Annotated in this window: 7 protein-coding genes; 5 read left to right on the top strand and 2 right to left on the bottom strand. The window is 39.5% G+C overall.

Going from position 1 to position 13,530, the window contains the following annotated elements:
• The first annotated feature begins 156 nt into the window (after positions 1–156).
• Genes HH219_RS09125 through HH219_RS09110 form a run of 4 tightly spaced genes read left to right on the top strand, consistent with a single transcriptional unit; the run spans position 157 to position 6,252 of the window.
• Positions 157–537 (top strand): hypothetical protein, encoded by a 381-nt coding sequence (locus tag HH219_RS09125; RefSeq protein ID WP_169327237.1) that lies wholly within the window; start codon positions 157–159, stop codon positions 535–537.
• Positions 538–590: 53 nt separating this feature from the next.
• A complete protein-coding gene (locus tag HH219_RS09120; RefSeq protein ID WP_169327236.1) occupies positions 591–1,850 on the top strand; it encodes a TolC family protein in 1,260 nt (419 codons plus the stop codon).
• Positions 1,847–3,112, top strand: coding sequence for an efflux RND transporter periplasmic adaptor subunit (locus HH219_RS09115; protein ID WP_169327235.1), 1,266 nt, complete (start codon positions 1,847–1,849; stop codon positions 3,110–3,112). Before HH219_RS09120 ends, HH219_RS09115 begins: the two co-directional genes overlap by 4 nt.
• A gap of 11 nt (positions 3,113–3,123) precedes the next feature.
• Complete coding sequence (locus HH219_RS09110; RefSeq protein ID WP_169327234.1) at positions 3,124–6,252, top strand: CusA/CzcA family heavy metal efflux RND transporter; 3,129 nt, start codon at positions 3,124–3,126, stop codon at positions 6,250–6,252.
• 969 nt (positions 6,253–7,221) lie between these two features.
• Here the strand turns inward: HH219_RS09110 and HH219_RS09105 are convergent.
• Entirely contained in the window at positions 7,222–9,408 is a 2,187-nt protein-coding gene (locus tag HH219_RS09105; RefSeq protein WP_169327233.1) for a TonB-dependent siderophore receptor, read from the bottom strand.
• Between the two features lie 657 nt (positions 9,409–10,065).
• Here HH219_RS09105 and HH219_RS09100 point away from each other — a divergent pair.
• Positions 10,066–10,614, top strand: a complete 549-nt coding sequence (locus tag HH219_RS09100; RefSeq protein WP_169327232.1) for a hypothetical protein — start codon at positions 10,066–10,068, stop codon at positions 10,612–10,614.
• 853 nt (positions 10,615–11,467) lie between these two features.
• Here HH219_RS09100 and HH219_RS09090 read toward each other — a convergent pair.
• Positions 11,468–13,522: a fused MFS/spermidine synthase gene (locus tag HH219_RS09090; RefSeq protein WP_211842088.1), complete on the bottom strand. Its 2,055-nt coding sequence runs from the start codon at positions 13,520–13,522 to the stop codon at positions 11,468–11,470.
• Positions 13,523–13,530 lie beyond the last annotated feature (8 nt).

Raw genomic sequence — 13,530 nt, 5'->3', positions numbered from 1 at the left:
TTGATATTCATAATATTGGTGATATTCATACTAAAATAGCATGTGAAAATTAGCTAGCAGTTGAAAGTCGTATTTGATTATAAAAAACTCATCTTGGCTTTGCAGTGTGGTTAAGTTCTGGTATGGTTATATTTAATTACTTTTTTGGGTATGTATTTGAAACAGTCAGTGTTGTTATTATTAGCCTTTTTACTACTTCAGCCATTGCTGGATAGTTTTGATGTGGCTGATTATAATCATGTGATTAAAAATGCAGCCCAGTTACTTAATCAACAAGCACAGTTAGATACTCATTGTATTGCTAACAATGATCATGAGTTACATCAAGAAGAGCACTTTCAATTAGAGCAAGCCATTGCTGATAACGCTGATGAATCGCACTGCCATGTTTGTCATATCCCAGTTTTGTTCTCACAAGTATGGGAAAATAGTGCTTTATTACCAAGCTATGCCGCTATTACCTCAGTGCAAGACACATTCATTTCACGTTTAATCACCCCTGATTTACGTCCTCCAATTGTTCACTTACTAAGTTAATTTTTTCAGACCACGCGAGTTGGTCATCGATTTTTTTAGTATGAGTACAATTTATGAACTTAAAAAAACCACTTGGGTTTGCCTGCGTGTGTGTAGCTATTTTTGTTGCGCCTGTTGTTTTAGCAAGTCCGACCCAGAAATCTAATGATTTAAATTGGTTATTGAACCATCTAAATCAGCATCCAAAAATACAAGCTGCCTATCAACAATTACACAGTGGCGAAGCTGCTGTTCGCGCCGCACAGTATGGTATTTATAACCCAAGCTTTGATTCGAGTATCGAAAAGGAAGGGGACGATAACAATTTCAGTATTGGTTTTAGTCAAACGTTTGATATTAACGATCAACAAGAGGCCCAAGTAGCAGCCGCGGAGATATCTTTATTAGCTGAACAACAAAGTATGCAGCTAGTTTACCTTACACTTGTAGAGCAAGCGTTAACCGCATTAATTAATTGGCGAAGTAGTAAGGCTGCTTTTGAACTAGCACAAGAGCAAGAATTACAACTAGAACGTTTAGTTGCCATTATTAAACAGCGTCGAGAGTCAGGTGAAGTCGGCCAGCTTGATGAACAATTAGCTTTATATTCATGGTCTGAAATCCTTAATAAAACGGCTCAGCAAGCGAGTGCCTATGCTGATGCTAAATTAGCGGTTAAAGCTATTTTACCTAGTTGGAAAGAAGGAAATTCACTTTCACCTGAACGTTTATTAGCAGGTTTCAAACTCAATATAGAGAGTGATAGTGTGAACCTGCACCCACAATTGATGCTTGCTAAATTACAATGGCAACAGCAACGCCAGCAAGTGCAAGTTCTCAAAGCTGAGCGAGCTGTCAAACCTACAGTGGGTATTTCAGCCGGTAAAAATGGTGATGACAGTATTGTATCTTTAAACTTCTCAATGCCATTAAACATAGTCAATGACTTTAGTGATGAATATCAGTCTGTTGAATCATTAGCTCTGTCTAAAGAGGCTGAATATCGCGCAGTGCAACGCGCAATGACATTTCAAGCACAAGCCAGTAAAGAAGTTATGCAAGCATATTCGCAGCGTGTTAAACGTTGGCAAGCAATTAATCAAAATAATGCAGACAGTAGTCTAGTACTGATTGAGCAACAATGGCGTAGTGGAGATATTAGTACTGCCCAGTACCTAACTATGCGTCAACAACGTAGCTCAGGGTTACTTTCGGGTATTGAAATTGTTCAGCAAAGTCAATTAGCGAGCGTTAACTGGTTAACGCAAAGCGGCCAACTTAGTCAATTTATTACTACTTTCTCTCGTACTCTTACAAATGGAACAGCACTATGAAACGTTTAAATGTAACTTTTCCTGCCCTTGCGTTTATTTTTAGCAGTTTTGCTCAGGCAGCAACTGTTGAGCCTGAAGACGTTGATCATACTAAATTAGGTCATAAGCATAGTGAAGCACAATTAAAAGAAATGCATGAGCATGCACCTGATAAAGCCAAACATAAGAATGAAGAGGAACATCAAGAAGCCGCGGGTCATGAGCATGAAAAAAGTGAGGTTGAGCCAAGTGAAGGTGAAGAACATGAGCAAGAAGGCGCTGTGCGCTTAACACCAACACAAATGCGCTTAGCCAATGTACGGGTGAGTACTTTAACTAAGCGCAGTTATCAGTCACAGCTTTATGCACCAGGCGAAATCAAAGCAAATGGTTATAGTAGTTATGTACTGTCACCAAGAGTCGATTCAATTGTGGTCAAACGCCATGCTACTTTAGGGCAGCATATTAAAGCTGGCGCACCGCTTGTCACTTTATTTAGTGCTGATGTTGCCAGTGCACAAACGACTTATCGGTTAACAAAAGCAGAATGGCAACGCGTTCAGAAAATGGGCAAAGGCACCGTAAGTGAGAAGCGTATGCTCACTGCTAAGGCTGAATTTGAAGTGGCTCACAGCCAATTAGTTGCATTTGGTTTGTCGAAACAAGCGATAGCAGAAAGTGCATCAATTCCTGCAAAAAAACTTGGTGAATATACGCTATATGCTGGTACATCAGGAGCGATACTGAGTGATAGCTTTTCTCAAGGACAACGTGTTGATGCTGGTATTGAGTTAATGCTTATAGCGGATGAAAGTTTACTTTGGGTAGAAGCGCAATTATCTGCAAATCAAGTCATTGAAATTGCTAAGGGAGCAATCGCTAAAGTGAAAGTTAATCAACGATCATATCCAGCAACAGTGATCCAAGAAGCTCATACTATCGATCAAGTCACTCGTTCACGAGTTGTACGTTTAAGTGTTCAAAATGGCCAACACGTATTACACCCGGGCATGTTCAGTGATGTGTATTTTTCATTCTCAACGGATCAAAAAGTATTAGCTGTACCAGAGCAAGCACTGCTTAGAAACCCCGATGGTGATTGGGCGGTATTTGTGCAAGACGAAGATGGTGAGCTTATTTCAACAGAAGTTGAATTAGGCCAAAAGTTTGCTGACTTTCGTGAAATTAAAGGGTTAGCAGAGGGCACCAAAGTAGTGACTGAAGGGGCATTTTTTGTTGCATCAGAGCAAGCTAAAGGCGGCTTTGATCCGCATAACCATTAGGAGCTAACAGTATGTTTAATAAAATAATAGATAGCGCTATCGCTAACAGATTATTGGTATTGTTAGCGTTGTGTGTGTTGATTGCCATGAGCGCATTAGTGATCCCAAAACTAAATCTTGATGCGTTTCCTGATGTTACCAATGTGCAAGTCGCTGTAAATACTGAAGCACCTGGTTTAGCGGCCGTTGAAGTCGAGCAGTTAATAACGTACCCAATAGAAGCAGTAATGTATGCATTACCCGATGTAGAGCAAGTTCGTTCTATTTCTAAAACGGGTTTATCGGGTGTGACTGTTGTATTTAAAGAAGGGGTTGATATTTATTTTGCTCGTCAATTAGTGTTCGAGCGTTTACAAGCTGCGAAAGAGTTGATCCCTGATGGTATAGGTTTGCCAGAAATGGGGCCAAATACTTCTGGACTTGGTCAAGTTTACCAATACTTATTGGCGGCATCTCCTGAATCAGGCCTTGATAGTATGGCGCTGCGAAGCTTAAACGATTGGATTGTAAAGTTACTAATATTACCGGTGGATGGGGTGACTGAAGTGTTGTCGTTCGGTGGTGATGTTCGTCAATATCAAGTAAATCTTAATCCAAATAAGTTGTTGGCTTACCAATTAGAGCAGCAGCAAGTTGTTACAGCACTTGAAGAAAATAATACCAATGTGGGTGGTTGGTATATGAACCGCGGCCAAGAGCAACTCGTTATTCGTGGTACAGGGTTGTTTAATGCAGGCTCCAAAGGGCTGCAAGAAATTGCACAAACACCATTAAAAACCATTGATGGTAAAGTGATCACAATCGCAGATGTCGCACAGGTATCGCTAGGCAGTGAGATCCGCCAAGGTGCTGCAACAATGAGTAAAAAAGATGCTCAAGGAAATATTCAATCATTAGGTGAAGTTGTAACGGGGGTTGTATTAAAACGTATTGGTGCAAATACCAAACAAACAATTGATGGGATAAGTTCGCGTATTGAGTTGATTAATCAGGCATTACCAGAAGGGGTGACGTTTGAACCATTATACGACCAAGCTGATTTGATCACCAAAGCGGTTGATACAGTAGTTGATGCACTGTTACTCGCATTCATTTTTATTGTTGTGGTGTTGGCGTTGTTTTTGATGAACCTTCGCGCGACTCTGTTGGTGTTACTGTCGATCCCTATTTCAATTGGAATGGCATTGTGCGTTATGGCGTGGTTAGGCTTATCTGCGAATTTAATGTCACTAGGTGGCATTGCAGTGGCAATCGGTATGCTGGTGGATGGCTCTGTGGTTATGGTTGAAAATATTTTTCGCCATTTAACTAAGCATGCTGACGATACGCAAACGCAGCACTCAGCTGCCGATTTGATCACGCTAGCTGCTAAAGAAGTTGCAAGACCGGTATTTTTTGCGGCATTAATTATCTTAGTTGTTTTTATGCCACTGTTTAGCTTTGAAGGGGTGGAGGCTAAGTTATTCCAGCCAATGGCGATAAGCATTATGTTAGCAATTATTGCAGCTGTAATAGTCGCGCTTGTTATCGTTCCTGCTATGGCTGTGTATTTATTTTCTAAAGGCGTGACCGTTAGGCGTAGTGTAATACTTGAGCCATTAGATAACGCTTATAAAGTAAGCTTACGTTGGGCGATGAGTGCTCGTAAAACAGTTATATGTGCTGCGACTGGGTTAGTTGTCATTGCAGCCGTGTTGATACCACAATTAGGGACTGAGTTTGTGCCTGAATTAGAAGAAGGCACTATCAACTTACGCGTTACGCTTGCGCCTTCAGCCAGTCTTGAAACTGCACTTATGGTTGCTCCAAAGCTTGAAGCAATACTGTTAGAGTTTTCTGAAGTTGAGTATGCCTTAAGCCGAGTGGGTCGCCCTGAAGTGGGAGGTGATCCGGAGCCTGTAAACAATATAGAAATTTATCTTGGCTTAAAACCGGTGAGTGAATGGCAATCGGCTAGTAACCGTGCGCAATTACAAGTGCTTATGGAGCAAAAATTAGAGCAGTTCCCAGGTTTACTCTTTAACTTCTCACAGCCAATTGCAACCCGTGTTGATGAGCTACTATCTGGTGTTAAAGCGCAATTAGCGATCAAGCTATTTGGGGCCGATTTAGATGTGCTCGTGACGAAAGGGCAAGAAATAGAACAAGCGGTAAAAGGTGTTGCTGGTGCAAAAGATGTGGCAATGGAACAAATTGCAGGTGAAGCGCAGTTAGTGATCAAACCAAACCGCCAAGCGTTGTCTCGTTATGGATTATCTGTAGGCGATTTAATGTCGATCGTGCAGCAGGGGATTGGTGGCACATCGGCAGGACAAATTATCAATGCTAATGAACGCTATGATATTTATGTACGGATTGCTAAGCAATTTCGTGATTCGCCAGAATCAATAGAAGATTTACGCTTGTCATCACCTAGTGGCGCTATCGTCAGAGTGGGTGATGTTGCAAGCGTTCAAATTGAATCTGGCCCACCACAAGTTCGCCGAGATGATGTACAACGCCGCGTAGTTATTCAAGCCAATGTACTAGGGCGCGATATGGGCTCGGTAGTTGAAGATATTCGCAGTGTTATTGCACAGCAAGTTGAACTTCCTCCCGGTTATGGGGTGAATATTGGTGGCCAATTTGAAAATCAGCAACGAGCACAACAGCGTTTATCAATAGTTGTGCCTATTTCTTTGGCATTAATTGCTTTACTGCTTTATTTTGCTTTTGGTTCAATCAGCCAAGCTTTACTGATCTTAGTTAACGTACCTTTAGCTGTTATTGGTGGCGTTGTTGCTTTATATATTTCAGGGCAATATTTGTCTGTCCCAAGCTCTGTAGGTTTTATAACCTTGTTCGGAGTTGCAGTACTTAATGGTGTCGTGATGGTCGAAAGTATTAATAACCGTGTTAAAGCGGGAGATAGCTTAAACGAGGCTGCATTTAATGGTGCATTGTCGCGATTACGCCCAGTATTAATGACGGCATTAACATCAGCTCTAGGGTTGATCCCAATGTTGTTATCGACAGGGATTGGGGCTGAAATTCAAAAACCATTAGCGACGGTGATTGTAGGTGGTTTATTTACGGCAACGTTTTTAACATTATTTGTGTTGCCGGTATTATACGCGAAGTTTAGCCAGCAGCAATTATAACAAAGCAGTGAATCATAGAGTGCATTATGAAAATTATTGCTCAGAGAATGAGTTATAAAATTGCTTTGTATGATCAACGTTTGTTTTAAAATCATAACACAAGGCGTGTAAACTTACGTCTTGTGTTACACATTAAACGACGAGCGAATATAGGTAACTGTGAAATCTGCTGGTATAAAGTTAAAAGTCCTTAGTTAAAAGTTAACACTGCAATTATGCAGTCATTTTCATGCGCGTAATTTAGGCTTAAAAGTAAAAATAGCTCATTTAATGGGTGAAATGAAAGTAACGCAGTAGTAAAAGATAAATTCATAACCTAAAAAGTAAATTTAGTGGAACGGTTGTGTTTGTTAAATTTAGATGGCTGTCTTGTTTCATTTTTATTTACTCGAGGTAAGCACTTGTCATGGCTGTTCTTTTTTATAATAGCAGCAATAAGTTATGGTGCAGCATACAGCTAATAATACGCACTGAGCTGGACAGCAAACAGCTAAAATTAACTTTCCACCGCAAATTTTAGCTGCGCTGATCCCTTGTTTTTCAATATCGTTAGATAAGTTGAATCACTGTAGGACATATGTGTTTTCCAGCACTTTAATAGATAGAAGCCGTACCTGTCTAAACACTTGTGATATCACAATTAATAGCCGTATGCTGACTAACTAAAGTCAAGACTAAATAACAAAGCTATTGTTTTTCTGATTTTAGTCCAACAGTCAAACAGTACTAATGTGACCAAAGATATTAAATTCTTTGATTAAATCGCTGTTTTGGAATAGGTATCTACTTCGTATTTAGTGCTCTTATACTGGCCGATTGGGAATCGCTCATATGTCTCTATTTATTTAATTTGAGCCAAAATTAAATAATATAAGGGCTACAAATAGACTCTATAGAATCATTATGTAGCCCTTTACTTTTTATTGGTCTTTGATTGCGATTAATAATACGTTGATTGCTATCGTATTATTAATATACCCATTTCAGCGTAAAGTTTATGTTTTGAGGCTCCCCGTAATTTGCAAAATCAATATTTGCCCAATAAGTCTCATCGGTTACGTTCGTGGCGCTGAACGTAGCATCCAACGATTTGTTAAAGCGCCAGTTGGCATATAGATTAATCAGCATGTAAGCATCTTGTTGATGAGTGACACCTTCGACGAACAGTGGGTGGTTTACAGAATACCCGGTGATCTCACTTTGCCAATTGATGCCTGCGCCAATATTTAGCTGCTCTAAAGTACCAGAGAACTGATAGTGAGTTGAAAGCTGTGCTGAGTGCTCGGGCAGGTTAGTCCAGATACGATCATTTTCATTACGAGTTGTGTCCACATAACTATAACCAGCATTTACGATCCAGTCTGGGGTTATATGGCCGCTTAAGCTAATTTCTATCCCTTTACTTTCTGTGCCATCAACCCCTTTATAAGCTGAGCTACCATCGGGTAGTGAGTAATCAGGTTGCGTTAAATCACGTACACCGTAGTTATCTTGTTTGGCATTAAAAACTGCAAACGTTGCCATTAGCTGACCGTCATAAAGTTCACTTTTAATACCAGCCTCTAAGTTACTTCCCAGCACTGGCGCAAGTAAGTTATTGTTTTTATCTTTGCTGTTTTGTGGCGTGAAAATATCTGTGTAGCTAGCGTACAGGCTGGTTGATGGTGTTAGTTCATAAACAATCCCGACGTATGGAGTAATCTCGTTACTAACTTTATAGTCACCAGTCGTACTAACATAGGACGCGCTAGTATCGTAGTTGTCAGTTCCAGTTTCCCAGTAACTAATACGCGCCCCGCCGACCAGTGACAACAAGTCGGTTACCCGAAACCTCGAGGCTGCATAAAAACCGTATTGATCAGTCTCACTTGTTCGGTATGCGCCCGTTTTTGTATAGCTTGGGGAAGGTGCCTCGCCATTGAAGTCCCATGCATCAGGTACATTGTAAGACCAACCAGATAGTGAGGTATAGCCTAAGCTTGTCGATTCTGTCTGGCTGATGTTAGCGCCAAACATAATGTCATGTTCACGATCTAGTAAGGTGTAATTACCTGTGAGGTACAAGTCTAAGCTATCCCGAGTGTCTTCTGTAAAGCCAACAGCGCCTCGTAATATTAAGCCTTCGCCAGTTTTTCGGTCGGGGAAACCAGAAGCATAAACTCGTAAACTATTTACATCACCCTTAGTGTGGTTTAATGCTCCTCGTAGTTTCCAGTAGTCGTTGAAATGATGTTCAATATCAGCAAATACAGTTGCTGACTCACGTTGCCACTTTGTCCATTTTGGGGCGTAGCTTGAGGTCACAGGTAGTTTTGCCTCCTTACCATCACTGGCGAAGATTGGGATAGTGCCCCATGTGGTTCCCTCAGGATTATTATCTTGATTTTGGTAACCTAGCGATACAGTTGTATTGTGAGATATCTCGGCTTCAACAATGCCCATCATGGCTATTTTGTTTTCTTGGTATCGGTTTAGATAACTATCAGAATCTTGGTAAGCGACGACTAATCGGCTTCGAACACTACCATCTTTAGTTAGTGGGATTGAAACATCGGCAACACCACGGCGTCTATCCCATGAACCAATGCCAGCGGATACTGAAGCGTCGAACTCTCGTTTTGGACGTTTACGTATCATATTTACAGTGGCGGAAGGTGAACCAACACCGCTGAGTAATCCATTGGCACCGCGGATCACTTCGATTTGTTGATATAATGACGTATCGTACTCTTGATTAGTTGAACCACTAAAAGTAGGAATTCCATCGACTTGGAAGTCGGTGATTTGAAAACCTCGGGCGAAATAAAGTGGTCGTTGGCTATCATATTGAGTGACATTAACACCAGGAACATTCAGCATAACGTCGTTAATATCGGTAATACCACTTAAATCCATTAACTCACGTGAGATACTACTAACAGACTGTGGCAACTCTTTGGCTGTCAGAGGGATTGGAGTAGGGTTTTGGCTACTAAATATTGAGGCCTTGACCTCAATGACTTCGATGTTTTGATTCTCGTTTTTTTTCTCTGTAATTTCTTGAGTTGCAAATGCTTGCCCTGAGAATGCTGCGGCAACAGCTAATGCTAGAGAGTAATGCTTATGTCGCTTTTTAAAGCAGGAGATTGATTCGTTGTTGTTTAGATTATTTGCCATGTATGCTTCTGTATTTAGTCCCACTTATATACTTCCTTTCATTTAATGCAAATGGAAATTGTTCCTATTACGATACTTGGTGACGTGCGCATAGTCAAGTAGTCGCCACAACTTATGTCTAAGCAACTGAGTTAAAAAGGCACCTATACTCAAACTGAAGAATTGTCTAAATATTTGACTTGTTTGTCTTTAGAAAAAAGCGGGGTATCACAATAGATATTGGAGAAAGGATCAAAGGTAACATCCATCCTAAAGTTTGTATTCTTCATATTTTTTACTTATTTTAAATTAGTGTGAAAAGCAAACAGAGTGATGTATGGCAATGGTAACGACAAACAACGATGACACCCATTCTAAAGGTTATATTTTCACTAGCTTTTAATTAGTATGAAAAACAAACAGGTGGTGTATGGTAATTGTAAAAATCGTCAAATAAGTTTGGTTGATACAAAATACTATCACTGTATTTCTCGCTGTGTACGCCGATCATTTCTATGCGACAATTAGAGTGGCTATCTTGTTTTTTGCTTTAGATGTCAGTAATGAGTAAGAGTGGGTGGTTAAGTTCTTTGCTCGACTGAGTTTTATTTAAGGGGATGCCAATTTTTTTTAACTTTGTTATTATAAACAACTAACTAGTGATTATAGGGAATATTTATGGGATATGGAGTGATTCCTTTTAGAATGGATCTTGACCTTCTTTCAAGCATTCTAGGACCTAAAAATGCAAAAAAAGGTTCATATGAAGTAATGTTTGGAATACTTAAGTCATCATTGGCTGGCCTAGATGACCAATTTGAAATAGAAGATGGCTGGCTTCCCGCTGAGGATATATTGAGCTTGTTTTTAAATGGAGGTACCCCTCAAATAGCCGAAAATTGCACTAAGCATTGGTATGTGATCGAGCGTATTATTCAAGTATTTGGGGTGAAATTAAATAATAATAGTTGGTATCCGAGTGACGCTGTCGACGTATTTTACGATTATGATGAATTCAAGATGTATAAGATTGACCGGGAAGGGAAAATTAAAATTGGCTTACCCGATGACTTTCCAGTAGTTTTTTCCTTAGAGCGAAAGGACTTCAGTAAGGCACTGAAAAACATTAATAGTTGTGACATTTCCGTTGACCAAAAGGTGCAGTTTGAAAGTTGGATTGAGGATTCGGGCAAAGTTAATAACGATTTAATTTTATACTATTATTAGGGCGTGTTGACCTTTGTGGATTGATATTTGTTCAACCTAGGGGCGATTTAATCGCGGCGCGAGGTTTTTAACCTAGCGGGCTAAGTAAAAACCGAGCAAAGCTTCCGCGTCCTGCTCACACCCCTTACCTACATCCATGTAGGCAACAAAGAGTTAATCGCCCCTAGGAAGAACCCTTTAGACAGCACATGTTTAGAATTTATACTGCGTTATCGCCTATTTATGGGGAACAACCACACACAATAGGCGCTGCCTTGCCTAAATACTAAATAGACTGCTGAAAAATCAATCACGAAAGGTCAACACGGCCTAGATATGTTACGGTTTTGATCATTGTAACAAATGGTCTTGATGGAATATCCCAAGACTTTATTTCAAACCAATCCATTATTGGTTTGGAGTCTTTGGTCTCTCTACATAGAGCTCCAAAGAAATACGCATCACGCTTTTAGGATCATGTGCCATTTAGTGAGGATACCTCAATATCGACATAAAGTGTTCTCAGAGCCTTATAGAACAGAGGTGAAAGCAATTATTAAAAAGATTGGTCAACGACTATGACATTGATATAATTGAGTTAGAAATACCAGAAGAGCATATTCATATGGTAGTTCGAAGTGAACCGAAAATGTCAGCTAGTAAAGTAATGCAGGTAGTAAATAGCTCATATGTTTTGATCCGTGGTCTTATTATATTATGCATAGCGCTTTTAGAATTGTTGTATCAAATATGTAAATTCTCTAAATATGATCCCACGCCTTGAGCAGAGCAGCAAGCACTAAACATGACCTAAATAATATATGAACCCACTGTGGTGCTAAACTTAGGCTTATAGCGGCTACATATTCTTTACCTAAAACTTAATGATAGAAATAAGATTAGAATATGAGTCAGTCCATAAAATACGCTGCTCTTTATTCAAACTAAAATAAGTGGCGCGTTTTTTAATCGAATTATCAAGATAAAAGTCTTGGTTATTGGTAACCACTACCCATTCTGCCGTATGTTCATTTTCATCATCGGAGGCGGAATAAAAATGCTGCATTTGCATGCCCGTTTTTTCAGATAAGGTGGCTACTAATGGTAATAAATCAAGGTGGTTATTAGAAATATGCAGCACCAGTAAACCGTCGTTCTCTAAGTGCTGCCAATACAGTTCAAAGGCCTCTAAGGTCAGTAAGTGAACTGGAATAGAGTCACTGGAAAATGCATCAACGATTAAAACCTGGTATCGCTGGCTACCTTGTTGTCTAAGTTCTTTTTGTAATGTGATCCTCGCATCGCCCAAGCGCACAGAGACATCTGCTTTGGAGGCTGATAAGTAACTAAAATAGCGATTTGCTGCAATCTCAACATGCGGGTTTAATTCGTAAAATACATATTCATCACCCGCATTTCCGTAGCTTGCTAGTGTGCCCGTGCCTAGCCCTATAATGCCAACTTTTGTAGTTTCATTTTTGAAGTGCTGTAATGCTAATGATACACCGGTATTCTCGCGGTAATAACTAGTAGGGATTGTGTTATCTGTTGATAATAACTGTGTGCCATGTGATGTAGAGCCATCAAACAGCATGCGTACTGGCTGCTCAGTGTTTGTAAAATCTTTAACCGTTAATGTGCCGTAAAAATTACGGCTCGTATATATATCTTCTTGGTTATACAGGTTATTGAGTTTTAAAAAGTATCCACCAAATAAGGTCAAAGCAATCGCAGCCATTAGCATAAGGTGCATATTGTGCTTTTTTAGTTGCTTACTTAATGAAGCCGTATTTTGCTGTGAATAAACAGACCAACAAAAAAGCAGATAAACAAGTACGATTGCAATGAGAAACTCGTAGTATTGAGTAAACAAATACTCAGCAATAATGGAGGTGAATGCGCTGCCTACAACTCCACCTAGCGCCATAATTAAGTAAAACCAAGTAAGCGCGTGCTTTTTTGGTTTTAGGCTAAATAACTCACCATGGCATAGCATACAAGCAGAGAATAAAATTAAAGTATAAATAACAATTTGAGTAATAATATTAAATTGTGTGCCAATAAAAAACATCAATAATGACGCGATTGAACAACCACAAAATAAGGTTAACCAGTACTTACGTACATACCATTTTTCGGTATTAAAACAAATTATATAACTAAGCAAATAAATACACAGGGGAAGTATCCATAGAAAAGGCGTTGGCGGTATATTGATAGTCATTGCGTTAGTTGTTGAGACCATCACTGTCACACTCGTAGCAGATAGCAACAACCATAACAGTATTCTACTTACCTTAATTGGTTTTTCGACGGCGGTATTTTCAGCTGTATTTTCACTGTTAGTAGTCTGTGTATTGTAAAGCCGATACCCACTTAAAAGCATAAATACTGCAAATAAGGTGTACAAGGTCGACCATATGTTTGCTTGTAATGTTGTATTAAATATTGGCTCAATAACAAATGGGTATGATAACAGTGCTAATAATGACGCTAAGTTAGACAATGAATATAGTCGATACGGCTCTTTATTAATTTCTATTGTGCTATACCATTTTTGAATTAATGGCGCTGTCGCTGACAATAAAAAATAGGGAAACCCAATACTAAGCAATAATGAAAATATGATCTCAAGCTGTGGGGTTTGCCATTCAAAAATTGTGCTTTTTGTAAATGAAGTAATGGGTAACGAAAGTAAACTAAGGGCAATTAAAGTACAGTGAATGCTCACTTGATGATTTAATTTAGATAACCGAGTTAAACAGTGTGAATATAGATAACCTAAAAGCAGGAAAAGCTGGAAAAACAGCATGCAAGCTGTCCAAATTGCCGCTCCTCCACCAAAAATTGGTAATGCCATTTTTGCTAAGATTGGCTGAATTTGAAAGAGTAAAAAAGAACTAAGAAAAATCGTAATTAAAAAAGCCATAAATAAAC

This window comes from Pseudoalteromonas sp. NEC-BIFX-2020_015, from assembly GCF_012952265.1.
GTDB lineage: Bacteria > Pseudomonadota > Gammaproteobacteria > Enterobacterales > Alteromonadaceae > Pseudoalteromonas > Pseudoalteromonas neustonica.
Note: the sequence above shows the minus strand (reverse complement) of the source record. Positions and strands in the feature narration are given on the sequence as shown.